This window comes from Actinoplanes sp. NPDC024001 (genome assembly GCF_040638955.1).
Taxonomy (GTDB): domain Bacteria; phylum Actinomycetota; class Actinomycetes; order Mycobacteriales; family Micromonosporaceae; genus Actinoplanes.
Window position 1 is genome coordinate 1 of sequence record NZ_JBEZZB010000034.1, and the last position, 25,093, is coordinate 25,093.

At 68.9% G+C, this 25,093-nt stretch carries 21 protein-coding genes; 10 read left to right on the forward strand and 11 right to left on the reverse strand.

Features of this window, described 5'->3' with window-relative positions:
- Positions 1 to 124: 124 nt before the first annotated feature.
- On the reverse strand, positions 125 to 319 hold the full coding sequence (locus tag AB0F81_RS15575; RefSeq protein ID WP_360197015.1) for a hypothetical protein: 195 nt from the start codon (positions 317 to 319) through the stop codon (positions 125 to 127).
- A 312-nt stretch (positions 320 to 631) separates the two neighbouring features.
- On the opposite strand from AB0F81_RS15575, the gene AB0F81_RS15580 reads away from it, so the two are divergent.
- From AB0F81_RS15580 to AB0F81_RS15605, 6 genes are all read left to right on the forward strand, one after another.
- A complete protein-coding gene (locus AB0F81_RS15580; RefSeq protein ID WP_360197018.1) occupies positions 632 to 1,960 on the forward strand; it encodes an extracellular solute-binding protein in 1,329 nt (442 codons plus the stop codon).
- 1 nt (position 1,961) lies between these two features.
- The gene (locus AB0F81_RS15585) at positions 1,962 to 2,852 is read left to right on the forward strand and encodes a sugar ABC transporter permease (RefSeq protein WP_360197021.1); all 891 of its coding nucleotides are present in this window, start codon (positions 1,962 to 1,964) and stop codon (positions 2,850 to 2,852) included.
- A gap of 7 nt (positions 2,853 to 2,859) precedes the next feature.
- Entirely contained in the window at positions 2,860 to 3,750 is an 891-nt protein-coding gene (locus AB0F81_RS15590) for a carbohydrate ABC transporter permease (protein WP_360197024.1), read from the forward strand.
- A 34-nt stretch (positions 3,751 to 3,784) separates the two neighbouring features.
- Positions 3,785 to 5,329 carry a PQQ-binding-like beta-propeller repeat protein gene (locus AB0F81_RS15595; protein ID WP_360197027.1) on the forward strand — a complete coding sequence of 515 codons (1,545 nt, stop codon included), beginning with the start codon at positions 3,785 to 3,787 and terminating at the stop codon, positions 5,327 to 5,329.
- Between the two features lie 3 nt (positions 5,330 to 5,332).
- Positions 5,333 to 6,091: an SAM-dependent methyltransferase gene (locus AB0F81_RS15600; protein ID WP_360197030.1), complete on the forward strand. Its 759-nt coding sequence runs from the start codon at positions 5,333 to 5,335 to the stop codon at positions 6,089 to 6,091.
- A gap of 1,213 nt (positions 6,092 to 7,304) precedes the next feature.
- Positions 7,305 to 7,727, forward strand: a complete 423-nt coding sequence (locus tag AB0F81_RS15605; protein ID WP_360197032.1) for a hypothetical protein — start codon at positions 7,305 to 7,307, stop codon at positions 7,725 to 7,727.
- Between the two features lie 195 nt (positions 7,728 to 7,922).
- On the opposite strand, the gene AB0F81_RS15610 is transcribed toward AB0F81_RS15605, so the two are convergent.
- The 6 genes from AB0F81_RS15610 to AB0F81_RS15635 form a co-directional block, all read right to left on the reverse strand.
- The gene (locus AB0F81_RS15610; RefSeq protein ID WP_360197035.1) at positions 7,923 to 8,567 is read right to left on the reverse strand and encodes a hypothetical protein; all 645 of its coding nucleotides are present in this window, start codon (positions 8,565 to 8,567) and stop codon (positions 7,923 to 7,925) included.
- A 698-nt stretch (positions 8,568 to 9,265) separates the two neighbouring features.
- Positions 9,266 to 9,559 (reverse strand): hypothetical protein, encoded by a 294-nt coding sequence (locus tag AB0F81_RS15615; protein WP_360197038.1) that lies wholly within the window; start codon positions 9,557 to 9,559, stop codon positions 9,266 to 9,268.
- Between the two features lie 115 nt (positions 9,560 to 9,674).
- Entirely contained in the window at positions 9,675 to 10,142 is a 468-nt protein-coding gene (locus AB0F81_RS15620) for a hypothetical protein (protein ID WP_360197041.1), read from the reverse strand.
- 238 nt (positions 10,143 to 10,380) lie between these two features.
- Complete coding sequence (locus AB0F81_RS15625) at positions 10,381 to 10,818, reverse strand: chemotaxis protein CheW (RefSeq protein ID WP_360197043.1); 438 nt, start codon at positions 10,816 to 10,818, stop codon at positions 10,381 to 10,383.
- Positions 10,819 to 10,941: 123 nt separating this feature from the next.
- Positions 10,942 to 11,328: a hypothetical protein gene (locus tag AB0F81_RS15630; RefSeq protein WP_360197046.1), complete on the reverse strand. Its 387-nt coding sequence runs from the start codon at positions 11,326 to 11,328 to the stop codon at positions 10,942 to 10,944.
- 487 nt (positions 11,329 to 11,815) lie between these two features.
- Entirely contained in the window at positions 11,816 to 12,682 is an 867-nt protein-coding gene (locus AB0F81_RS15635) for a transglutaminase-like domain-containing protein (protein WP_360197049.1), read from the reverse strand.
- Between the two features lie 266 nt (positions 12,683 to 12,948).
- On the opposite strand from AB0F81_RS15635, the gene AB0F81_RS15640 reads away from it, so the two are divergent.
- Complete coding sequence (locus AB0F81_RS15640; RefSeq protein ID WP_360197052.1) at positions 12,949 to 13,743, forward strand: hypothetical protein; 795 nt, start codon at positions 12,949 to 12,951, stop codon at positions 13,741 to 13,743.
- A 376-nt stretch (positions 13,744 to 14,119) separates the two neighbouring features.
- Here the strand turns inward: AB0F81_RS15640 and AB0F81_RS15645 are convergent, their stop codons facing one another.
- Positions 14,120 to 15,568 carry a PLP-dependent aminotransferase family protein gene (locus AB0F81_RS15645; RefSeq protein ID WP_360197054.1) on the reverse strand — a complete coding sequence of 483 codons (1,449 nt, stop codon included), beginning with the start codon at positions 15,566 to 15,568 and terminating at the stop codon, positions 14,120 to 14,122.
- 94 nt (positions 15,569 to 15,662) lie between these two features.
- Here AB0F81_RS15645 and AB0F81_RS15650 point away from each other — a divergent pair, with 94 nt between their 5' ends.
- Positions 15,663 to 15,968: a putative quinol monooxygenase gene (locus AB0F81_RS15650; protein ID WP_360197057.1), complete on the forward strand. Its 306-nt coding sequence runs from the start codon at positions 15,663 to 15,665 to the stop codon at positions 15,966 to 15,968.
- Positions 15,969 to 16,058: 90 nt separating this feature from the next.
- Here the strand turns inward: AB0F81_RS15650 and AB0F81_RS15655 are convergent, their stop codons facing one another.
- The gene (locus tag AB0F81_RS15655) at positions 16,059 to 16,958 is read right to left on the reverse strand and encodes a helix-turn-helix transcriptional regulator (RefSeq protein ID WP_360197060.1); all 900 of its coding nucleotides are present in this window, start codon (positions 16,956 to 16,958) and stop codon (positions 16,059 to 16,061) included.
- Positions 16,959 to 17,060: 102 nt separating this feature from the next.
- Between AB0F81_RS15655 and AB0F81_RS15660 the strand changes: the two genes are divergently transcribed.
- Together AB0F81_RS15660 and AB0F81_RS15665 are read left to right on the forward strand one after the other, a co-directional pair.
- On the forward strand, positions 17,061 to 17,822 hold the full coding sequence (locus AB0F81_RS15660) for an SDR family oxidoreductase (RefSeq protein WP_360197063.1): 762 nt from the start codon (positions 17,061 to 17,063) through the stop codon (positions 17,820 to 17,822).
- Positions 17,823 to 17,887: 65 nt separating this feature from the next.
- Positions 17,888 to 19,681: a thiamine pyrophosphate-requiring protein gene (locus AB0F81_RS15665; protein ID WP_360197066.1), complete on the forward strand. Its 1,794-nt coding sequence runs from the start codon at positions 17,888 to 17,890 to the stop codon at positions 19,679 to 19,681.
- Here the strand turns inward: AB0F81_RS15665 and AB0F81_RS15670 are convergent, their stop codons facing one another.
- Both AB0F81_RS15670 and AB0F81_RS15675 read right to left on the reverse strand, forming a co-directional pair.
- Positions 19,682 to 20,848, reverse strand: coding sequence for a TIGR02679 family protein (locus AB0F81_RS15670; RefSeq protein WP_360197069.1), 1,167 nt, complete (start codon positions 20,846 to 20,848; stop codon positions 19,682 to 19,684).
- Positions 20,841 to 25,082: an SbcC/MukB-like Walker B domain-containing protein gene (locus tag AB0F81_RS15675; protein WP_360197072.1), complete on the reverse strand. Its 4,242-nt coding sequence runs from the start codon at positions 25,080 to 25,082 to the stop codon at positions 20,841 to 20,843. The genes AB0F81_RS15670 and AB0F81_RS15675 overlap by 8 nt, the downstream gene beginning before the upstream one ends.
- Between the last annotated feature and the right edge of the window lie 11 nt (positions 25,083 to 25,093).

The following is a 25,093-nucleotide window of genomic DNA, read 5'->3' on the forward strand; positions in this document are numbered from 1 at the left end:
TTGGTTGTTATGGGCGGGGTCGCTTACCTCTCTTATTTGTATTCAGCGGGCCGCCCCCCCCCCCACCCTTATGGGGGGGGCGGGGGGCGGGCAGTGCCCGCCCCGGGCCGAGACCGATCGAAGATCAGCAGGCGCAGATCACGGTGCCGCACTCGATCGTCAGGGTGCACACCCAGCCGCTGCTGGCGGCGTAGATGGTGCGGTCCTCGCGGAGGTCCTCGAAGGTGAGCTCGCCGAAGCCGAGGCCGGCCGGGTGGCTGGTCGCCCCGTCACGGAGGTCGATGTCCTTCCAGGACTTCTCGATGGCGAGAGCAGACATGTGTCTTTTCCTTTCGGTGGACTTCCCGGGCGGTTGCCCGGAGATATCGACAAAACGCGACCACGGCGCCATGGACGCGATTCCGTCCGGATGAAGCGTGGGAATCGGCCGGTGTGACCGCCGGTATCCCTGCCATCGATTAGAGCGACGCCGATCGGTGTCTGCCTACCCGCGTGCCGGAGGGAGGGCGGCTGCGGCCCGGCAGGGCGGGGACCACCCGATCGGCGGTTGACAGCCGCCGCTCCGCGTGCGGGCGCATCGAAGCGAACTTATGCTTCGCACACCGGAACATGCGCAATGAGGAGAACAATGATGTTCATCCGATCAAGCCGGTTTGTGGTGGGATGTGCCCTGGCGCTCGTGCTCGCCGGCTGCGGTGGGGTGGGCGGCTGGAAGTCCGACGACACCGCGGCCGTGACGCTGACCACGATGGGGTTCGGGACCGCCGACGAGATCGCCAAGACCCGGTTCGACGCGGCCAACGCCGCGATCGCGCCCAGCAGGGCGCAGGCGTCCGAGGGCAGCTTCGACGCGCAGGCGTTCCTGTCCGCGGTGGCCTCCGGCAGCCCGCCCGACCTGGTCTACATGGAGCGTCGGCTGCTCGGCACCTACGCCGCCAAGAAGGCGATCATGCCGCTCGGCGACTGCGTCGAGCGCGAGAAGATCGACATGAGCCAGTTCCGCGAGGCCGCCGTCGCCGAGGCCACTCTGAACGGCCAGCTCTACGGCATGCCCGACTTCTACAACAACCGCGTGCTGATCCTCAGCGACGCGGCGTTCGCCGAGGTCAACCTGGATCCGGCCGCGCTCGACACCGGCGACCGGCAGGCGCTGTCGACCGCCGCGGCCCGGCTGACCAAGATGAGCGGCGGCAAGCTGCAGCGCATCGGCTTCGACCCGAAGATGCCCGAGTTCCTGCCGCTGTGGGCCCGCGCCAACGGCGCCTCGCTGGTCAGCCAGGACGGCAAGACCGCGCAGCTGAACGACCCGAAGGTGATCGAGGTCGTGGAGTACACCGTCGGGCTGATCAACGAGCAGGGCGGCTGGTCGAACTTCAAGTCGTTCCGCGACTCGTTCGACTTCTTCGGCGCGAAGAACCAGTTCGCGAGCAACCAGCTCGGCGCGTTCCCGATGGAGGACTTCTACCTCAACGTGCTCGCCGCCAACTCGCCGAAGGCGAAGGTGACCGTCGCCCCGTTCCGCGGCGTCGACGGCCAGCCGGTCGACTGGATCACCGGCAACGCCTGGGCCATCCCGGCGAAGAGCCCGCACGCCGAACAGGCCTGCGAGTGGATCAAGACGATGACCGACAGCCAGACCTGGATCGCGGCCGCGAAAGCCCGGGCCGAGGTGCGGCAGAAGGAGAACAAGCCGTTCCTCGGGGTCTTCACCGGCAACAAGAAGGCCGACGAGGTGATCTTCCGGGACCACGTGAAGCCCGACCCGGCGGTGCAGACCGTCCTCAAGGCGCAGGAGTCCGGCTTCTCCGAACCGGCGATGGCCGCCGGCGAGGAGTTCAAGGCCGCCTGGCAGAACGCGGTCAACCGGGTGCTGGAGGGCAAGCAGACACCCGCCCAGGCGATGGCCGAGGCCCAGCAGCAGGCCCAGGCCGCGCTGGACAAGGCCAACAGCGGTTCCTGAGATGCGCCGGGAGACCTGGGCCGCCTACAGTTTCCTGTCGCCGTGGCTGATCGGTTTCGCCGTGTTCATGGCCGGGCCGATGGTGGCCAGCCTGGTCCTGTCGTTCACCGACTACGACGTGCTGACCAGCACCGATTTCGTCGGCGGGGAGAACTACCGGCAGCTGCTCGCTGATCCCAGGGTGCGCACCAGCATCGCCAACACGCTGATCTACACGGCGCTGCACGTACCGGTCACCATGATCGTGGCGCTCGCCCTGGCCATGCTGCTGGCCAGGGTGGGGCGCCGGTCGGCGGGGTTCTTCCGGACGATCTTCTACCTGCCGACGATCACCCCCAAGGTGGCCGTGGGTGTGCTGTTCCTGCTGCTGTTCAACGGCCAGGTCGGCCTGGTCAACGCGGGACTCGGCAAGATCGGGATCGAGGGGCCGAACTGGACCGTCGACGGGCCGTGGATCAAGCCGGGCCTGGTGCTGATCGGCGCCTGGAGCCTGGGCAGCACGGTGATCATCTACCTGGCGGCGCTGCAGAACGTGCCGCGTGACCTCTACGAGGCCGCCGAGATGGACGGGGCGTCCGCGTGGGCGCGGTTCCGGGCGGTCACCGTGCCGATGATCAGCGGCGCGCTGTTCTTCACCCTGATCATCAACACCATCGCCTCGCTGCAGACCTTCGACGAGGTCTACACGGCCTTCTACGGCAGTGCCAACCAGCAGACGTACGGCAACGACGCCGCCCTGTTCTACGTCGTCTACCTGTTCCAGCAGGCCTTCCAGTTCCTGCACATGGGCTATGCGTCCGCGCTCGCCTGGCTGCTGTTCCTGATCATCGTGGTGATCACGGTGGTGCAGGTGCGGCTCAGCCGCCGGTTCGTCTACTACGAGAACGAGTGAGGGACCGATGACCGCGCTCGAAGCGCCGCAGGCCGTGGCCGCTCCGCCCGCACCGCCGAGCGGCCCACGCCGCCGCCGGCCGCATCCGTGGGTGCTGTGGACCACCCTGGCCCTGGCCGCGGTGGTCTTCCTCTACCCGTTCCTCTGGCTGGTCAGCGCCTCGCTGAAACCCCGGCCGGAGGTGTTCGACAACCGGCTGATCCCGTCCGACTGGGCACCGGAGAACTACACCGCGATCTGGACCGCCGCGCCGGTGCTGACCTGGCTGATGAACAGTGTGATCGTCGCGGTGGCGGCCGCGGCGGCGGTCACCGTCTCCAGCGCGATCGTGGCGTTCGGCTTCGCGTACTTCCGCTTCCCCGGCCGCAACGTGCTGTTCGCGCTGGTCGTGGGCACCATGATGCTGCCCGGCGCGGTCACCATGATCCCGACGTACCTGATCTGGAACGAGCTCGGGCTGGCGGCGACGCAGGTGCCGCTCTGGGCGGGCAACCTGTTCGGCAGCGCGTTCTACATCTTCCTGATCCGGCAGTTCTTCCTCGGCCTGCCCCGGGAGCTGTTCGAGGCGGCCCGCGTCGACGGCGCCGGATACTGGCGGCTGTTCTGGCGCATCGCGGTCCCGCTGTGCCGGCCGGCGCTGATCGTGGCGTTCGTCTTCGAGTTGCGGGCCAGCTGGTCAGACCTGCTGAAACCACTCATCTACCTGCGTGATCCGGCGCTGTTCACGATGCCGCGCGGGATGAAGTCGATCCTCGACCAGTTCGGGCAGGCGGGGGAGGCGCGCTGGGAGATCGTGCTGGCCGGCGCGGTGCTCACCACCGTACCGATGATCATCGCTTTCTTCCTGTGCCAGCGCTACTTCGTGGAGGGCGTCGCCACCCAGGGCCGCAAGGGGTAAATATCGATCTCCGTCTTCGTCTAGGGTGACCGTCATGTCCCTCAGCGGAATCGCACTCGGCGCGGTCCTGTTGCTGGCAACCGGATCCGCCGCGCCCGGTGACTGGCCCACCTGGCAGGGCGACGTCACCGGCTCACGGCACAACGCGGCCGAGCACCGGATCACCCCGCGGACGGTCGGCAAGCTCAAGCTGAAGTGGGCGTTCGCCTATCCGGCGACCGGCGCGCCGGTGAAGAGCCAGCCGGCGGTCGTCGACGGCGGCATCTACTTCGGCGGGCCCGACGGCATGTTCTACGCGCTCGACGCGCGAACCGGCGCGACCCGGTGGACCTTCGCCCTGAGCTCGGTCGATCCCGCCTCCGGCGGCGCGATCGTGCTGGACGGCCCGGCCGTTGCGCGCGGCAAGGTCTTCTTCGGCGACAACCGGGGGTACGTGTACGCGCTCGACCAGCGCACCGGCCGTCTGCGCTGGGCGACCGACACCGAGTCCCACTCCGCGGGCATGCACACCAGCTCCCCGCTGTACTACCGCGGCAAGATCTACATCGGGGCGTCCAGTGCCGAGAACACCGGTGACGCCACCACCCCGTGCTGCACCTTCCGCGGCCACATCGACGCCCTCGACGCCGACACCGGTGAGCTGGACTGGCGCTACTGGACGGTGCCCGAGCCGGTCCAGGTCGGTACCTGGCCCAGCGGGGCGCCCCGCTTCGAGCCGTCCGGCGCCGGGGTGTGGAGCTCCCCGGTCATCGACCCGGCCACCGGCACGCTCTATGTCGGGACCGGGCAGAACTACACCGGCAGCGCCGGCGACTACGACTCGCTGCTGGCGCTCAACGCCCGGGACGGCTCGGTGCGCTGGAAACAGCAGGTGACCAGGGCGGACACCTGGCGCAGCCTGTGCAACGAACCGGACGCCGAGGGCTACTGTCCCGGCCTGCGCGACGGCACCGCGCTGGACTACGACATCGGAGCCACACCGAACCTGTTCCGCGTCGGCGGCCGCACCTTCGTCGGTGTCGGGCAGAAGAGCGGGGTCTATCACGCCTTCGATGCCCGCACGGGGGCGGTCTTCTGGCGGCGGCAGATCGGCGTGCCGCTGCCCAGCGGCGGTATCTCCGGCATCCAGTGGGGCAGCAGCTACGACGGCCGCCGCATCTATGTGGCGACCTATTTCGCCGGCCCCGGCACCCTGTTCGCCCTGGATCCCGCCACCGGCAGAGTGCTGTGGGAGACCCCCAACCCGGCCGACGGCTGCACGACCGGCGGCGCCGCCGCCTTCCCCGACGTGTGCGCCCTCGCTCACACCCCGGCCGCGACCAGCACCCCCGGCCTGGTCTACGAGGGCAGCAACGACGGCAAGATGCGCATCTACTCGTCCCGCACCGGCGCCGTGCTCTGGCAATACGACACCGTCCGCACCTTCACCGCGGTGAACGGCCGCACCGGCTTCGGCGGCGCCGTCTCCGGCAACGGCGGCGCCGTGGTGTCCAACGGCATGCTCTACGTGCAGGTCGGCTACTACCCGTTCTATCCCAGCGAGCACGGCAACGTGCTGCTCGCCTTCGGTCTGGAGTGATCAGTGGACACCTCGGTACCGCAGTCCGCCCGCATCTGGAACTACTGGCTGGGCGGCACCGACAACTTGCCGGTCGACCGCGCGGCCGGCGACGAGTTCCGGGCCGTCTTTCCCGGCATCGACGAGGTCGCCCGCGAATCCCGCCGCTATCTGTCGCGCGCCGTGCGCTACCTGGCCGGCGAAGCCGGCATCCGTCAGTTCCTCGACGTCGGCGCCGGCCTGCCGGCCGTCGACAACACCCACCAGATCGCCCAGCGGGTCGCTCCCTCCGCCCGGGTGGTCTATGTCGACAAGGATCCGTACGTGGTGGAGCACGGCCGCAAAATGCTGGCCGGCTCCTCGGGCATCTACCTGGAAGGCGACCTGCAGCAGCCGTCCCGGATCGTCGCGCTGGCAGCCGAGGAACTCGACATGGGTTCGCCTGTGGCGCTGATCCTGAACGGCGTGCTCGGCCACATCCCCAGCACAGCCGAAGCCCGCGACATCGTGGCGCAGCTGATGGCCGGCCTGCCGCCCGGCAGCTACGTCTCCATCAACGACGGCGTACGCGCCGACGAGGAGGCCCTGAACAAGGCCCAGGACAATTACAACGAGAGCGGCGCCGTGCCGTATCTGATGCGCACGCCGGACGAGATCGCCGGCTTCTTCGACGGCCTGGAGCTGGTCCCGCCCGGTCTCGTCCCTTCCCGCCAGTGGCACCCCGACCCGGGCGACGACGTAACCGGCGGCGCCAGCCAATACAGCGGGGTTGCCCGCAAGTAGCCTTCCGCCGCTGCCATCGGCAATGCACGGACATGCCGGCCTCCGGTAGATCCTCTTCAAGGATCGCCGTGGTGCACTCCACCGTGCGGTCGAGCCTTTGCGGATGCTGTTTGGCTTCCCACCGCTCGACGCGGTCGAACGCCTCCCCGGAACTGCCAGCCGCAGGCCTCGGTGCGCCCGAGAACCCGAAGCGCCACCCGGCCCGCCGGCACGTCGTGGGCCAGCTCGGCGACGTCGGCCCCGGAGGCGCCGGCGCGCGGTTGCCGCGAGTCGTCGAGGACGGCGCGCACACCACCCGGCTCGCGGTTACGCACGATAGTCGAGGCAGATCACCCAGGCATGGTCGCTTCACGGATCTGCCGATGTGAGTGCGTCGCAGGTTGGTGCGGGCGCGAACTGTGTCCTAGCCGAAGGGTGGCCATTTGCCGACTTCCATCCAGCGCTCGGGCTGCCCGATCGGCGCGTGAGGTGCAGCGGCTACCGCCAAGAAGCCACGCTCAGCACCTCCTGCCCCACTCGCACGTTGTCCTCGTAGTTTGCACCTCTCACCAACAGCGACTCGTGCACCTGCGGGTATGCCTGGACCATCCGCCCAAGCAACCGTGCATGCCCCAGCACATCGTTGTCGCCCATCACCGCACCGCTGACCGCCTGCGGATTTCTCGTTGATCAGACCAGCCGTCGCCGCCTGCATCCACAGCAGCAAAGCGCTGTCGACCTCACGCCAGCGTTCGTCCATCATCGTGCCCGCACCTCGCCATGCTTCTCGCAGATGCCGACCGGAACCAGGTCACGCCTGGTTTCGCCCGACGAGAAGGCGCTTTGCGTCGGCTGGCCCGGCACCATGCGCACGTCAGTTACCTTGCGCGAACATTCCCGGCAGATGTACTGGCGATCTTCGTTCCCCATGAGGCCAAAAACGACGGTCGCGTCTTCGGGTTACGGGCGCCCGGCAACCCCGAACGTCCGAAGCGGCCAGAACCCGCCAGAGAGCTCTGGCCTTAAGGCGGTGGGGCGCCGTTCGCAGCAGGCCACCGAAATTCCACACCAGCCGGATATACGCACTCGTGCCGAGAAGAGTGCGCATTCTCGTCCGTCACCGCTCGGGCTTGCAGGAGGGAGTTTGTATTCATGTCCCACGCTGGAGTGCATGAGGAGCCGGAGGCGCGAAGAAGATCAAGCAATGGAGGCTAGGCGGCAGACCCTTCTGACGATGTGGAAGGAGATTCGCGAGCATGCACGTCAGCATGAGGCGCAGCGATCGATCGCTACCAACATGGTTCTACTGCTAACTTCGGCCAGTGTGGGCCTTATGGTAACGGTCAAGTTTGGCTACCGCACGGTGCCACTTGCAGTCGCTATCATCCTGTTGGGAGCGTTTGGATTTCTACTCAGCGCCAAGCACTACGAACGCTCTCAAAGGTCTACCGCCCTGGCGGTCGAGTTTGAGCGGAGGCTGGACGAGATGGATGAGGCGCTGCAGATAGCTGCCACAAGAAGGGCTGGGGAATCAATCAATGAAAGCGCTCACCCGCTTCTCTTCAAGATTCGCCTGAATAAGCTATGGTCGGCTCTACATGTACTCGTATTTCTGGTAGGCGTTACGACACTTGTGATGTCGTTGGTTGCTGAGTGACGGGCGTCTGCGTGACGCCGGACGGCACCGCAGCCACCGGCGGCCGATGGCAGGCCGGTGTCTTCTCATGCCGATGAGAGCGCGAAGGGTTGTCGATAGAGAACGATTGGCGAAGCTTGGCAGACCTACTGCTTACTTGTCATACATCATTCAACATGAGGAATTGCCGGGATGAGAGGCCGTGCGGGATCGCCCTCATTGCCCAATGGCGAGACCGTCGGGCGTCGCGCACGAACCAGTAATTCTCAGTAGCACATATGAGTTATGTACGCCTGGATCATTTGCGCGTGCAGCGGTGATGAGCAGCGGCCCGCCATCAAGCTGCACCTCCACGCTACCTACCTTGCCAACACCAACCTTGGCGTAGACGGGTGGGCGGGTCTCTTGCACAAACTTGAGGTAGTCGATGCCAGGACGCTCGTCGTCCTGCACCCATTTGTCACCGGCAAACTCCACCTTCAGCGAGCGGCAGCTCGTCCGACCACCATCGAAGGCTTTGTGCTCCCGGTAGTTCGGATACCTATTAGCCTGCGCCTTATCCGTGTACGAGAACAATGTGTCACCCACTCGTTGCGTGCCGGAGCAGTCCCCGCTGTCGCAAAGCGGCTGCAGGTCGACCTCCTCGAAGCTCGGTTCGATGGTGGGCGGACGTGTCGTCGTCTGTGTGGGCGTGGGCGAGGGTGTCGGTTCATCCGGCGTGGCACTTGAAGCAGGCGCCGTTACGGGCGGCCGCGACGGAGGCGCGATCGGCCCCCCTTGACCATCTGTCACTTTCGGCCACCACCACGGTGCGCTACCAGCCGCGAGAACCGTAAGCACCAAGCCGACGATCATGCTCACCCAGGTTTCGAACCGGATACGACGAGGTTCATCCGCTGAACTTTGCAATTTGTTCTTCCCTCCGCCTCGGCGGAGATATTGCCCCACTGTCCAGCTTGAGCGCTACCGACCACCGGCTGAACGGCGCTCTCCACTTCGACCCGGTGAACGGCCTGCGCGAACTATAGACAGTTGGCGACGTTCCGGATCCAGGACGTTCTGCATGAGTTCGATGATCGGCAGTCGGGATTTTTCAACCAGATTCTGATCTTGCGTGGTCAGTAGGATCGTCGAGTGCGCGTGGTCCTTGACGGCAACGGGTGAAGTCGGAGGATGAACTCCATCGCGAGTTGGCGAGGTTACTCGACTTCGGTTCGTACTAGGGTGCCAACCTGGACGCGTTGCGAGATCGGCTGAGTACCAACGTTGAGCGGCCTGTCCATCTTCAATGGGCGGCATCTACAGTCAGCGGGGAGCTGGGCGAAAGTGGCCCTGTCCGTCGAACGCCCTCTCATGCCGCTGATAAGGCGCTGAGCGCCTGCGATCCGAAGGGTCAGGTTGCCGGGTGCCAGCCATCGCTCGGGGAGAACCTCACGACGTGAGACTGTCACCCGGCACTGCTCCAGGGTATGCACCCCATGATCGGGCAGCGCTAATGGCTGCCTCGCACGGACCTGCCGCGGACGGTGCGTGCTCGGCAGGCTGGTGGTCGCCCTGCGTCAGACCTCGTCTGGAGCTGGTGAGATCTGACAGCGGTGGCGAAACTCCTCGAGCCACTGCGCCACCTGCTCGTCGTCGTGCAGGAACCTGCCGTCTTGGTCCTGCAGGTCGATTCCGTGGAGATGCCCGAGAGCCCACCAAGTCACGTCATCAGTGAACAGACGGTCGGCTGGAGTTCCGTGCCATTGAGCAGCCCACCGATCTGCCTCGTCACGGGTGCGCGTGCCGGCCAACACGGCGGTGAACCACCCCTCGACCTCTTTTCGTGCGGGCGGAAGCAGTTGGCGAACCATTCCCACAGGCTGCCGCACGTCAGCGGCCAATGCACTGATTTGCCGCCGAGCGCTCGTGGTGGCCAGGCGGCGAGCCGACACGCACGCTGGTGCCGAGATCAGTGCGGCCCTTGCGTCACGCGAATGCGCTAATGATGAAGGCCTCCGGCCGGCACAGTACGGTGATTCGATATGACAGACCGACGTTGGACCAGATCCGGCCCCGCAGCGTGAGGCAGATGCCGACCCGGTCGTCGTGTTCCGGGTGCTCGAAGAAATCTGCACGTGGATCCGCGATTGCGCCGACCAGCCCTTGTGAGCCCTGCGTGGTGCCCGGCACCTGGAGAAGGCCGACGGAAATCTGGATCTCGGCGTCGTCGAGCTCGCGGACGGTGTACCAGTGGGTGTCAGGCAGAAACAACTGCGAGTCGACAACACGCCGCTGGTAGTTCGGTCCCATCATCCCCGATTCCGGGTCGGGGATGTCACCGAGCCAGGCCGTCCCGGCGAAGTCGGTGCGCAGCCGCTGGGCGTCGGAGCGGAATTCCGTCACGAGCGTGTCGAGACGGGGCTGGGCGACGAGGTGCACGGATGCGTCGGTCATGATCGCACTCTAATCCGGGCTAGTGACACCTAACGCGGTCACGGTGGCCCTCCGGATCGAGCACGCCGCGGCCCGCCGACTCAAGTACCGCACCGCCTCCGTCGGGATCCGGATGCCGGTGATACGCCCGCAGCTGTTGATAAGCCCGCAGATGCTGCGCCACCCAGTCGCGGCCGTGAATGCCCACGTTCCGGTACCGAAGGTCTCCCGGCGAGTCACGGCGTGACCAGTATGGGTCTTAGGCCGGGACGCGGGCGGTGTTTACGCACTCGGCGACGTCCAGCACCAGCATCAGCCTGCCCTCGGTCTTGTACGCACCGGTGACCAGCGCGCGTGACGGGCCGGTCAGTGTTGCCGGTGGCTCCTCAAACATCTGTGCATCCAGGTAGGCGACCTGCCCGATGCGGTCCACCAGTAGGCTGACCGGCTCACCGGCGTACCGCACGATCACGTTCATCACCAGGCCGGACATGTCCCGGCGCGGCAACCCGAACTGAACACGCAGGTCCACCGCGGCGATCACCTGCCCGCGCAGATTGAACAAGCCACCGACCGCGTTCGGCGCCATCGGCACCGGCGTGTACTCGCTGTACGACAACACCTCCTGCACAGCGTCCACGTCCACGCCGAAGAATTGGTCGGCGACCTCGAAGGTGACGAACTGGCGATTCGACATGCGCAACTCCCGGGATGATGTCCGCCGATAGCCATGCCGCGACGGATCACCGGGAATATCGGTAGATCGAATACCGAGCCAAGGAATCCGGCGGGATCAAGCCGCAAGCCGGCCATTTCGGCGTCAGTGGTGGCGAATCCGGCTGATTTGCACCGCGGTGGCCCCCACAGCTGACGTGGCCCGTGACCGCGCCGTTGCCATCCGGCCGAGGCGATGTCCGGTCGCGGCTTCGGTCCAGGCTCCGGCGGTGCTGGCGACCCGGTCGTCGATCAGGCGTACGGTAGAAAGATCGGCCTCGCCGCTGTCCCAAGGCGCGACATCCACCAACCACTCGGCGGACTCGAACTCGACGCCCGTGACCGCCTTTCCGTGATTCGGGTGTACCGGACGCGCACGCTGGCACAACCGGAGCGCCGCCCAGGCAGACGCCCGGTCCTCGATTGCCGACGGCAGCCCCTGGAGTGGAAAGGTCATGGCGATGATGATCCCTCCCTGCAACGCCATGCGCATCCGCATCTGCCGCCGCCCGTGCTCGGCCAGCTCGGCAGTTACGCTCCGTACGGCCCGCACCGTCTCCGCTGCACGCTCCTGCCGATGAGAGTGTGACGCACTACAAGTCCAGCGGGATGTAAAGATCCTTTTGTTCATCGAAGACTAAATGCTTGGCAGCAGGGCAGCGTCTTGCCCAACGAAGAACTTCATCCCGCGAGCCGTCCGTGTCAATGTAGCGGCCGGGATGAGCGTCATCTCCTTGCTAAATTCCAACAAACGTGCCATCGGAAAGGGAGTTGACGAAGACAGTTCCCGTTCCCTCGGGCGGCGGTTTCGTGTCAGCCATCAACAACTCCCCGGATTCTTTCTCTGTAAGAACGGTTTCTGTGTCCGGTCATCTGCGATACTCCAGTTCGACCGAGGCATTACCGGCCCAACGCCTTCACGTGCCGATGGCAGTGCGCGGCCTGTGCCTGACGAATAAACTTTCTATTTGCTTCCCTGGTCAGGTGATTTCGATTACTGGTTCGTCCGTTCGCCGGAGGAAGTTGTAGACCCGAACCGGGACGCGGAACCGCCCGTTGTCGTATAGGGCGCGACTTTCGGCGGCGGTATCGGGATCTGCGGTAATTGCGGCCAGTTGGTCGAGATCATCGGCGAGGACGTCGTTGATCGGCTCGTCAGGCCCCGGCATTGCGCCCCATACGTCCCAGGGCAGCATCTCCATTTTGGCGAGCGCGGCGACGTCGCGTATGAGGTTGCCGGCGATCCACCACCATCCCGATTGACCCTCGCCTTCGAGACCGCACCGGGACGGATCGAGCTCGCCTTTGCGGCAGCGGATCCAAGCGTCGCCAGCGACGGCGAACTGCTCCCGTGGCACGTCGTTGGGTTCGAAGGAGACGCCAAGCGCCGCACACAATACGGGGCCGAGTTGGGCATCGGCGAGGATCCAGCGTGATGTGGCCGCGTTCCAGTATTCGACTACCCAGTGGTCGCCGTGCAGGCCAGGGACGAAGTACCGGGCGAAGCCGCAGCGGGCGCGTGCGGGGATGCCGTGCGCGCGCAGTACGGCGACAGCGAGGAGGGTGAAGTGGCGGCAGCATCCTGCCAGTCGCTGGGCCGGGGGACGCGCTTCGATGAGCGGTCGCGGGTCGGCCGCGAGGAGGTGGGCGAGGATCTGGTGGGTCATGCGAAGGTGGCCGGTGGCCGACTGAGCAGAACCCGGTTCATGGATCAAGAGACCTTGAACGGCGACGATCAGGTCGGGCAGCGTGGACGGTAGTCCGGTCAGGACTGCTGCCGTACCCGGTTCGGCCGTTGTCAGTGGCCCGGGTTCGGCGTAGCTCTGGAGTGCGCTCTGCGTGGTCATCTGCGGTTCCAATCTGACGATGCGCGGAGCCTATGGAGATTTTCGGCCGGATTTCAACATTTCCGTCGAGTGTGGAGCTTGGCCGGTTACGGGATCTGATCACAGGCTATTTCGCCGAGCAGCGACACGGCTTCAGGATCGAACTAACTCTCATGCCGCCGAGCGCGCACATCGTGAGGACGCTACTGTCCGGCTTCTTGCCGCGAGCCGCGCGCCTCGCAGGTGTTACCTTGCGATCTTCCATCGACATACTCCACTGTGGGCGAATGCGAAAGATCCTTGGCGTCGGCGCCTCGGCGCTGCTCCTCGCGTCCGGTCTGGTCGCCTCGTCCGCCGCCCCGGCGCTCGCCGCCGACGGGCTGCCGCACGGCATCGGCGTGTTCCGGCCGTCCGAAGCCGACTTCTGCCTCGACACCAACCGCAACGGCAGCTCCGAGCACAACTTCCACTTCGGCCGCTCGGAGGACCTGCCGATCGCCGGCAGCTGGTACAACGTCCTCAAGGAGAACACGGCGGGCCTCTACCGGCCTTCGACCGCGACGTTCTATCTGAACTACGACTCCGACGACGGCACGGCCGAAGAGACCTTTTCGTTCGGCCGGACCGGGGACCGGCCGGTCGCCGGCGACTGGAACAACGACCACCTCGACGACGTCGGTGTGTTCCGGCCGTCGACCGGCCAATTCTTGCTGGACACCAACAACGACGGCACCGCCAACGTCACGCGTTCGTTCGGCCAGGCCGGGGACCTGCCCGTCGCCGGCCGGTGGACCTACGCGGCGGACATCTCCGGCATCGGCGTCTTCCGCCCGTCCGAGGGCCGCTGGTACCTCGACGCCGACCTGGACGGGGTGTCCGACTATCGGCCCTCCTTCGGCACCTCCGGCGACCTCCCGGTGGCGGGTGACTGGGACGGTGACGGGCGCGACGAGATCGGCGTCTTCCGGCCCAGCACCGCGACGTTCTACCTCGACCGCCATCTCAGTGGTGGCAGCCACGACTACCCCGCCGTGCGGTACGGCGCCGCCGGGGACCGTCCGATCGCGGGCATCTGGCATTGACGCGGAATCTGAGGCGCCCTGACCCGGTGGCCGGCGCTTAGTCGGCGACCAGCCGCAGCGGCGCGATTCGCGGTGACCGTCTTGCACCTCGCCGGCGGCGTAGTGCACCGGCGGTTGACCGGAGCGCCGCAGTGACTGCGGAGCTCGACCTGATCGTCCACCCGACGCACCCGCTGCGCATCTGTGCGAAGCCCGTCGCGGGCAGCACAGTGGAGCTGTCAGTCATCAAAGGGACATCTGGACCTGAGCCCGTCGGCACTGAGTAAGCAGGTTACCGCCCTCGTCGACGCGGGATACGTGAAACGGGAGCGCCTCGGCTCGGACACCCGGCGAGGGGGCGAGTTCTGTGGTGTCTACGTGCGCTGCCATTGGGGCCTCAAGCGTTGCCATGCCGAGCAACATCTGAAGAGGACGAACTGTGGGTCTTAAGAGCCTTGGCTATCCGCATGGCGACCCACTCGGCCCGGGATGGGGTCAGGCGGCCGTAGCCGAGGACGAGTGCCGGTGGCTGAGGACGGATCGTGTAACGGGACAACGGGATCGCTGTCACACCCAGCTCGGCGAGCCGGGCCACCACGGCGTGTTCGTCGGACTTCGGTGGCAGCGGCAGGGTTAGGTGCAGGCCGGCGGCTATGCCCTGGGGTGCGCCGAGCCGTCCGGTCACGTTGTGCCGCTGCAGGGCGGTGAGCAGGGCATTGCGGCGAAGCCGGTATGTCTTGCGGGTCTGTCGTAGGTGGCGGTCGTAGGCGCCGGTTTCCACGAGATGGGCGAAGGTCAGTTGGTCCAGGATGCTGGGGCCGGCGCCGGCGGTCTCCACGGCGGCGAGCAGTGCGCGACGCCGAGCGGGTGGCGGCACCAGCCAGCCGAGTCGCAGGCCGGGGTGCATTGTCTTGCTGACGGAGCCCAGGTAGATCACATGGTCGCGGCTGAGGCCGGCCAGCGCGCCGACAGGGCGGCCGTCGTAGCGGAACTCGGCGTCGTAGTCGTCCTCGACGATGATTGCCGAGGCATCGGTCGCCCAGGTCAGCAGGGCTCGGCGGCGTTGCGGGGACAGGAGCGCGCCGGTGGGGAACTGGTGGGCGGGGGCACAGATTGCTGCCGTTACATCAGCGCGGCGAACCGCGTCGACGTCGATGCCGTTGGCGTCCACGGTGACCGGTTCGATTCGCAGTCCGGCCGCGGCGGCTACCTCTCGCAGGCGGAACCAGCCGGGGTCTTCGACCGCGATCCCGGACGCGGCCGGCGCCAGGGTTCGGGCGACTGCGGCCATGCCGTGGGACGTGCCGCAAGTGATGATCACGTCGTCGCTGTCCACGAGGATGCCCCGGGCGCGGCGTAGATAGGCGGCGACGGTCTGCCGGAGGCGGATTGCTCCGGCAGGCGGCGGGAAGACCGGCGGTGACCAGGCCGGGTCGGTCAGGACGTGGTGCTGGGAACGCAGCCAGGCCGTGGCGGGGAAACCGTTGACGTCGGGGGCGCCCGGTCGTAGATCGACATGTGACGTGGGCGGTTCGGGGTCGGCGGATTCGGCGCCGGACGGTTCGATACGAGTGGTGGTGTAGGCGGCGATCCGAGTGCCGGAGCCCTGCCGGGTCTCCAGGTGGCCCTCGGCGGCCAACTGAACGTATGCCTCATTGACCACCCAGCGGGAACACCCGAGCTCGGCTGCGAGGGTCCGGCTGGACGGAAGCAGCTGACCAGGCGTGAGACGGCCTCGCGCGATCGCGGTCCTGATCGCGCTGGCGAGCCGCTCATGCATCGGCCGGTCGTCCTCGGGCAGCTCGATGAGCAGGGCAGTAGCACGATTGGTCCGGTCAGCAGGCACGCGAGTGGACTGTACGCCAGGACCAGTCCTGCCTAGCGTCGGTACTCGCCAGCCCGGCGCTCAGGACCGGGCACGAACCGGGAGCACCACACCGATGCCAGAGAATCTGACCGTCATCGCCCAGCTGCGCGCCAAATCGGGACAGGAGACGGCGCTGCGGGAAGCCCTGACCGCGCTCATCCCACCCACGCTGGCTGAGCCGGGATGCATCGCCTACGACCTGCACCGCGCCGTGGACGATCAAGGATCGTTCCACTTCTATGAGGTGTGGCGCAGCCCCGAGGAGCACGCCGCCAACCTGAAGACGCCGCACCTGCGGAGTTTCCTCGCGCGCACACCCGAACTCCTGGACGGCGACATCCAAGTCACCCTGCTCCGTCGTCTCGCACCAGGATCATGACCGGTCGGATCGTTTCCAGTACGCGGCCTGGATTCGCATGACGGCGCGCCACCTGGCCGATCTATCGAAATCAGCTCTTCACGCGGATGCTCATGCGCCGCTCGCCGGCGATGAGGCGACCCTCGGGACTGGATCGGTCTGCGGCGCGGTCCAGCTTGCCAACAGCTGCAGGCGCTCGTACGCCGAGCTGCCCGGCGGCGCCGTGTAGGTGACAAGCAATTGATCGGGCTCCCCGGGTAGCGCCAGAGTCTCGAACGCCAGCTCCAGGTCGCCGACGATCGGGTGGTGCAGCAACTTGGCACCGGAGGTCTTGTCCTTGACCCGCTGGGCGGCCCACAGCCGGGCGAACTCGGGGCTGGTGACCGACAGCTCACCGACCAGCGCGGCCAGCTGTGGGTCGCCGGGGTGACGTCCGCTGTCGAGCCGCAGGAAGGCCACGGTCTCGGCCGCGACGGTGTCCCACTGCCGGTAGAACGTGCGTGCCCGCGGGTCCAGAAACGTACGCCAGACGACGTTGCGCTGCCCCGCCGGCCAGGTGCTGAACCCGTTCACGGCGTCGCCCAGCGGATTCCAGGCCAGCACATCCAAGCGCCGGCCCAGAATGAACGCCGGCACGGTCTGCATCATGTCGAGCAGCACCCGCATGCCTGGACGCACCTGCTGACGCCGTGCCGGGGCCGGTCGGGAGCGGCCGGCGGTGGAACGGGCCAGATTGACCAGGTGCTCACGCTCGATTTCGGTCAAGCGCAGCACGCGGGCGACAGCGGCCAGCACCGAGTCGGACACGTTGTGCCCGCGGCCCTGCTCCAGCCGGACGTAGTAGTCGGGGCTCACCCCGGCCAGCTGCGCCAGCTCTTCGCGGCGCAGGCCGGGCACCCGGCGGCGGCCCAGCACCGGCAATCCGAACTCCTCCGGCCGGATGGCGGCGCGGCGAGCACGCAGAAACGTCCCGATATCCGGTTCCCGGGCCTGCCCGGGCGAGGCGGTCATGCCCACAGTCTGCCCCCTCCCGCGAACCGGATCCTGGGTCTGTCAGACCCAGGTAACAGCACAGCCCTGCCACTCGATCCCGGCCGGGCACAAGCTTTCGCCATGAACAGCTACGAACTGCATGACCGCACCGCCGTCGTCACCGGAGCCGCCAGCGGCATGGGTGCGGCGACCGCCGTCCTGCTCGCCGCCGGCGGGGCCCGCGTCGCCCTGCTCGCCCGTCGCCGCGACCGCCTCGAGGACCTGGCCGCCAAGATCGAGGCAGGTGGCGGGAACGCGCTGGCCGTACCCGTCGACATCACCGACGCCGCGTCCGTGACGGCCGTCTACGACCGGGTCACGGCCGTCTACGGCCGCGCGGATCTGGTGGTCAACGCCGCCGGGGTGATGCTGCCGAACCCGATCGGCGACGGCCGCGAGGACGAGTGGGCCCGCATGATCGACACCAACCTGACCGGCGCGCTACGAGTCATCCGGGCCTTCCTGCCGGGGTTGCGTGCCGCCGCGGCCGACGGCCGCCCTGCGGACCTGGTCAACATCTCGTCGATCGGCGCGCACGTGACCTTTCCGCAGTACGCCGTGTACTCCGCCACCAAGGCGGCGCTCACTCAGCTCTCCGCGTCGCTGCGCACCGAACTGGGCGCCGAGACGGTCCGGGTCACCAACATCGAACCCGGTCTGACCGACACCGAACTGAGCGGGCACGTCGGCAACCGGGAGCTGTCCGCGCAGTTGGGGGCGATGTTCCGGGCGATGCCGGCGCTCAGCGCCGACGACGTCGCCGACCTCATCGCGTACGTCACCTCCCGCCCGCGCCACGTCAACCTCCGTCAGGTGATCGTGCTGCCAACGGCCCAGGCCTGACCGCCCGGGAGTGAGTACCGGCGGGCTGAGCGGGTAGCCCTCCTCGAAAGGGTGAGGAGGCGCTGGTGAGCGAGCGAACCGTGTCGGACGTCGTGGTGGAACGTCTGACTGCATGGCATGTGGAGCGGGTCTTCGGGTATTCCGGCGACGGCATCGACGGGGTGATCGGCGCGCTGCGCCGGGCCGGGAAGCCCACGTTCGTGCAGGCCCGGCACGAGGAGGCGGCGGCGTTCATGGCTGTCGGGCACGCCAAGTACACCGGCGACGTCGGCGTCTGCCTCGCCACTCAGGGGCCGGGGGCGGTGCATCTGCTCAACGGCCTCTATGACGCGAAACTCGACTCCAAGCCGGTCGTGGCGATCGTCGGGCAGCAGGTGTCGACGGTGCTCGGCAGCGCGTACCAGCAGGAGATCGACCTGGTGCGGCTCTTCGGTGACGTGTGCGCGCAGTTCGTGCAGGCGGCGCACACGCCGGAGCAGGTGCCGATGTTGCTCGACCGGGCGTTCCGGACCGCGTTGGCGACCCGCAGCCCGACGTGTGTGATCCTGCCGCACGACGTGCAGTCGGCGCCGGCGCCCGACCCCGAGACCCATGAGCACGGTGTGCTCGCGACCAGCGCGGGGCTGCGCCCCGCGCGGATCGTTCCCCGCGAGAAAGACCTGCGGGAGGCGGCCGAGCTGCTCGGTTCCGGCGAGCGGGTGGCGATCATGGTGGGACAGGGGGCGTACGGGGCGCAGCACGAGATCACCGAGCTGGCCCAGCGGCTCGGGGCGGGGGTGACGGCGTCGTTGCTCGGCAAGCCGGTGCTGGACGAGACCCTGCCGTTCCACACCGGCGTCATGGGGCATCTCGGCACCACGGCCAGTGCGGAACTGATGCGCCACTGCGACACGCTGCTGCTCGTCGGCACCAACGACCCGTGGACCGAGTTCTATCCGAGGCCCGGCCAGGCACGGGCGGTGCAGATCGACGTGGACGGGCGGCGTCTCGGCGTACGGTATCCGGTTGAAGTGCCGTTGCTGGGTGACGCCGTGGAGACCTTGCGCGAACTGCTTGATCTGGTGCCGGCGCGCCCGCGTGGCGCCTGGGGCGCCCGCGTCGAGGAGTGGGTGCAGCGCTGGCATCTGATCGCTGCGGCCCGGGCCGCAGCGCCCGCCGAACCGCTGAACCCGCAGCAGGTGGTCCGCTCGCTGACCGACCATCTGCCCGCGGACGCGCAGGTCGCGGTCGATGTCGGCTCGGTCGTCTACTGGTATGCCCGCCATCTGCGGCTGCCGCCCGGTGTCCCCGCGCACCTGTCCAGCACGCTCGCGTCGATGGGGTGCGGCCTGCCCTACGGTCTCGCCGCCAAACTGGCGGCACCGGACCGCCCGGTGGTGGTGCTCGCCGGCGACGGCGCGATGCAGATGGCCGGGATGGCCGAGCTGGTGACGGTGGCGGCCCGCTGGCGGGACTGGGCGGACCCGAGGTTCGTGGTGTGCGTGCTGAACAACCGGGATCTCGCGGAGGTGAGCTGGGAGCAGCGCGAAACCGAGGGCGAGCCTCGGTTCGAGACGTCGCAGGAGCTGCCGGACGTGCCGTATGCGAAGTACGCGGAGTTGCTGGGGTTGCGCGGGGTGCGGGTCACGGATCCGGGGGAGCTGGCGAAGGCGTGGGAGTCGGCGCTGGCGGACGACCGGCCGGTGCTGATCGAGGCGGTGGTGGACCCGGCGATCCCGTTGCTGCCGCCGGGCCAGCCGTACGAGAAGGTGAAGCCGATGTATGCCGGGCTGTCGGCGGAGAAGGGGGATCAGGCGCGCCGGGCCGAGGCGCATCTGCGGCGTGAGCGGGCGGACGAGGGCTTCGACGACCCGGCGTGATCAGCGGCGGCGCAGATCGTTCAGGAGCAGGTCGATCAGTCGTTCCTCCATGACCGCGCGCCCGGTCGCCGCCATCGACGCGGCCAGCTCGGGGTCCCACGGCGTGGCCGCCGCCGCACCGGCGAGCGCCACGCCGTGCGACCCTGGCGCCGCATAGTCGGCGGCGGTCATCCGCCACGGCACCGCACCGGGGTAGCGGTGCAGGGCGGCCGCGGTCAACCGCACCCCGGTCCAGTCGAAGTCGTTGCGCCAGCGGATCACCGTGTCCGGGGCGAGGAATCCGAGCAGCGCGTGCAGTGCCGCCGACGGCACCCCTTCGGTGCAGATCAGCGGGGCGGTGACCAGCCCGGCAGCGGCCCGCAGCACCGCCGGGTTCTCGCACACGAACACCTCCGCGGCCGAGATCGCCAGCGGCGCGAGCCGCAGCTGATGCAGGGTGACCCGTAACGGCACCTGCGCTGCGGCGGCTGACGTCAGCCACTCACCGAGCAGGCCCCCGGCGGCCGGAAGGTTGAGAACGAGCACCTGACTGGCCAGGTCGTCGGGGACCACCCCGGCCAGTTCCCACAGCGCCCGCTCCTGCTCCGCGCCGGCCGGCGCCGGCACCTCGTGCCAGGCCGCGAGCGCCCGCAGAACCAGCCCGCGCACCGGGCCGTCGGCCAGGGCCTTGGTGTCCCCGAGCACCTGCTCGGCGAACACCGGCATCGGCTCACCGTCGGCCGGCAGCGCGTCGAGCACCGCGACAACCTGTTCAAACGGCAGGCCACTACGGACGATCCGGGTCAGTGTCCCGTCGCGTCGCAGGGTTTCCACGAAGGCGAGGTACCAGGGCTCGGTGGCGTGCCGGCCGGCCGCGGCGACGGCGAGAACGGCATCGCGGCCGACGGCCTCGCGGGCACGTTCGCCGGGCCGGTCCCGGAACGGGCCCACCGCCTCGGCCAGGCCGATCCCGTGGGCGGCACGCAGGAACGAGTCCAGTTCGGCCAGCCGCACGGTGACCCGGCTGACCCCGGCCGGCCGGTGCACGCCGGTCACCCCGATCACCGCGAGCCGTTCCTGTTCGTCCGGCGCGGACAGCGACACCGAGCCGGTCAGGCTGCCGCCGGTCCGTTCCAGGCTGCGCCGGGCCGCGGCCAGCAGCCGCTCCCAGCCGGGCAGTTCAGGCATCGGAGGCCACCCTGCGGGTCTCCGGGGAGCCGAGCGCGCGGGCCAGGGTGCCGTCGAAGTCGGCGATGTTCATGGCGCCGTCCCAGACCAGCAGCACCGTCGACACGGTGTGCTCGACCGTCGAGTGCGAGAGGTCGTAGTGGGCGCAACCGGTCACCGCCGGGTGGGTGGCCCACAGGTCGTAGCCGGTCATGAACAGGTCCAGGTCGAACTGCTTGGCCAGCGACATCAGCTCACCGCGCCCGTTCTCGTCCACGCCGGCGAACGCCTCGTCGAGCCCGAGCAGCCGGGGCGCGTCCGGCCGCGCCGACCCGAACAGGGCGTTCGCGGCCGCGAACAGCGGCAGGTGCAGCGACACCGACTGCTCACCGCCGGAGAGCTGACTGTGCCGGGCCCGGGTCAGCGGCTCGGTCACCCCGCCCGGCCGGTGCAGCGTGAACGCGAACACCCGCCACTGCCGGTAGTCGAGCACCTCGGCCAGCAACTCCCGGTACGGCTTCTCCGGCGCCTGCGCCCGGGCCGTCTTGATCCGGGCCGCGAAGTGCCGGCGCAGCATGGTGAGCTGGCCGGGCCCGAGCCGCGCCGGATCACGTTCCAGCAGCTTGCACACCTCACGCTGCTCCGGGTCCAGGTCGTCGGAGAGCCGCCAGCCGACACCGACGGTCAGGCCCGAGGACATCCGGCGGGCACGCATCTGGGTGTCCATCGCGTCGACCAGGTCGCGGGCCTCGATCGTGCGGCGGTGGATCTGCCCGGCGAGCTGGCCCAGCAGGGCGTCCTCGAACACCCGCTGTTCCGCCTCGGTGAGCAGCTGTTCCTGGTCACGGCGTTCCCCGGCGATCCGCTCGGCGAAGTTCGCGACCGGCGTGAGCCCCTGCTCGTCGGCGACGCGCACGACGATGACGCCCTCGTCGGTGTCCCACTCCGGCCGATGATCCAATCCGGCCGCCGGCAGCTGCGCCTGCAACTCGGTCAGCGCGCTGGTCAGCCGGGTCGCGCTCTGTTTCAGCGACGTCTCGGTCGGGCTCAGCTCCCGGGTCGCGGTCAGGATCGCCTCATGCAGCGCGGCGACCGCCGGGTCCACATCGGTTCCCGCGGCCTCGGCAGCGGGCCACCGCAGGTGCGGCGGGCACCGCATCAGACCCAGAAGATCACTTTGAGCGTACGGGCGGAGCCGCACCGCCTCCCGCCGCGCCTCCACGACCGCCTCGTCGAGGGCTTGCGCACCGAGTTCCACCCGGGCGGTGGCCCGTTCCTGTCTGCGCACCGCTGACGTGTGCTCGTCGCGGGCCGTGGCCAGCACCGATTCTGCTTCGGTGACGGCCTGCTCGGTCTGCGCGACCTCGGCCAGCACCTGTGCGGCCTCGGCGCCGATCGCGGCTGACAGGGTCCGCAGCTCCTCGTCCTTCTCCGCGTGCCGCAACCGGGCGTCTCGTGCGGTGCGGGCCGCCGCCTCCGCGCGTTGTTCCGCCTCGGTGTGCCGGTCGGCCGCGTCGTCCGCCTGCGTCGCGGCCCGCTCGGCCGTCTCGTAGGCGTGGCGCAACTCGATGCCGAGCCGGTCGAACCGGTCGAGTGCCGTGGCGGTCGATTCCAGTCGCTGCACCGGCAGGGACCGCTCGGCGACGGCTCGCCGCAGTCCCGCCGCGGCGGCGGCCTGCTCTGCCACGGACGCGTCGAGCCGGCCGGCGGCCTCGGTGGCGGCTTCACGCCGTACCCGAAGAAGGGTTGACGCCCGATCCAGGCTGCGTTCGGCCTGGGTGATCGCGGTGCGCGGCGGCAACGCCGCGCCCGCGCGATCCACCTCGGCCAGCACCGCCCGGCGCGCCTCGCGCGCCTGCACCACTTGGGCGATCTCGGCGTCCAGGGCGGCGATGCGGCGGTCACAGTCGGCGATGCGGGCCGCGCGGCGGGCGGCGCGGGCGGTCGCCCCGATGTATTCGCAACGCTCCTTCGCGAACCGGCCGATGCCCGCGCCCTGCGCCCACTGGCCGGAATCGGTCACCCCGGACGGGCCGGTGAGATCGCCGAGCGCGATGCCCGCCAGCACCGCGGAGATCCGCTCGGATGCGACCAGATCCTGCTCTTCGGGCACGAGTACCGACGCCAGCGAAAGGCCGCCGGTCTGGCCGGCCGCATGCGACAGGTTCACCTCCGGCCCTGTCGCGGCCGGCTGATGGCCGGGCGCCGCACTGCCAACGCGGAGGTAGGTGTCCTGCTCGCCGCTGTTGAGGGCGGCGCTCGCCTCCTCGGCGGTGGGATGGACCCAGGCATCCAGGAGACCTGCGGCTTCCAATGCCGCCTCGATCGCGGCGGCCTCGGCCTCGGGCACGCCGTCGGCGAACCGGACGAGCCGCCACAACGGCGCGCCCGCCCGATCGGTGCGCGGAGCCGGGCGCGTCGGCGATGGTGGGGGAGCGTCATCGTGCTCCGCGGCGATCTTCGCCCGCTCGGCCGCCACCTCGGCCCGCTTGCCGGCCAGCCGGTCCGCTTGCGCGCCGAGCGCGGAGACCACGTCACGGATGGTGCCGGCCGGTGCGGCGACATATTCCGCGTAGAGATCACGTAGCGACGGCGCGTCGGGGAGCTGCCCGGCCTTGCGATCCCGTTCCGAGGTGCGGGTGACGTCCTCGGGCTCGTCCGGTGTGGCGGTTCCCGCGAGGTGGCCGGGTGTCCCGGACGTGGCGGTTCCCGTGAGGTGGCCGGGCGGTGTCCCCGGCGCGGGTTCGACGATGGAAGCGGCCAGGCGATGCGGCAGATCGACCAGGCCGAGTTCGGCGAGCAGGGCCGCGTGGTCGGCGCCCCAGGCATGAACGGCGGCGGCGGTCTGCTCCTTCGCCGCGCCGAGGGCCGTGACAGCCTCGTCTTGCGCCACGGCGGCGTCGTCCACGGCCGCGCGGGCGTCGCGGTCGGTGTCGGCGGCACGTTTGTGCTCGCGTTCGGCTTCGGCGAGCCGGTCGGCCAGCGCGCGCACGGCCCGCACGTCAGCGCGGCGAGCTTCGACGCGGGCGGTGAGCCGCGCGCCCAGCCCGTCGACGTGCGCGTCACCAGCCCGCCACTCGACGCCGGCGGCCTCGGCCTCACCCGCCAGGTCGGTGACGATCCGGCCCACCCGGAGCTGCGCGTCCTTCGCGGCCGCGGCCGCCGTGACCGACTCCGCCTGCCGCTTGCCGGCAGTCGCCCGCTCAGCGGTGACGGCGGCGTCCGCGCGGCGGGCCGCGTCGCCCAGGTCGTGGACGTGCCGTTCCAGGTCGGCGAGCTGCTCGTGCGAGCGGTAAGCGGCCGAACCCTTCAACCGTTCCAGATGAGCCCGCAGCCGGCCCGGTTCGCCGTCCGCCTCGGCTAGCCGCTGCTCAGCCGCGGTGGCGAGCCGCTCGGCCTCGGCGCTGTCGCGCCTCGCGACGGCGAGCGCCTCCCGGCGTTCGCCGATGCCGTCGCGGCGTGCGGTGAGCGCATCGGCGGCGGCGCGGGCATGGGTGCGCAGGTAGGTGGCATAGACACCCAGGAACGCGGCGGTCGCCGCGTCCGCCGCGATCAACCCTTCGAGGGTACGGGCGACCGCCTCCATGTCGTCGAATGATCGGGCCGCCTCGACCAGCAGGTGATCCTCGACCGGGCGCAGACCCCGCTGCAGGGTGCGGGACAGCTCCACCGGGTTGAGGTCCTTCGCCAGCTGCGGTTTGCGCAACGTCAGCACCAGGTCGAGCAGCTGCTCGTAACGGGCCGGCCCGAGACCGAACAGCCGGGCGTCGACCAGATGCCGGTACTCCTCGGCGGAGTCGCGCACCGCCTCGGCGCCGAGCCGGTCGATCAGGTCACGGCGCGACACCGGCCGGTCGTCGGCGTCCACCAGCGACACGTCGACACCGACCCGCCCGTCCGCGACGAAGTGCCAGCGGGTCACCCGGTCGTTGTGCCGGTGCGCCCGCAGCCCGATCCCGATCGTCACGAACCGCTCGCCGTCGCCGAACTCCATCCACACGTACGCGTACGACGAGTCCTGCCCGCGGTAGAGCAGGTTCGACTTCATCGTGCGGTCCTCACCGGCGAACGGGTTCAGTCGGCGCGGCTCGATCCGCCCGTCCAGCACGAACGGGAACAGCACCTCCAGCGCCTTGGTCTTGCCCGAACCGTTCGGGCCGCGCAGCACCAGCCAGCCGTCGACGAACAGGAACTCCTCGTCCCGGTAGTCCCACAGGTTGACGATGCCGGCCCGGGTCGGTGCGAAACGTGCCAAGTCACTCCCTC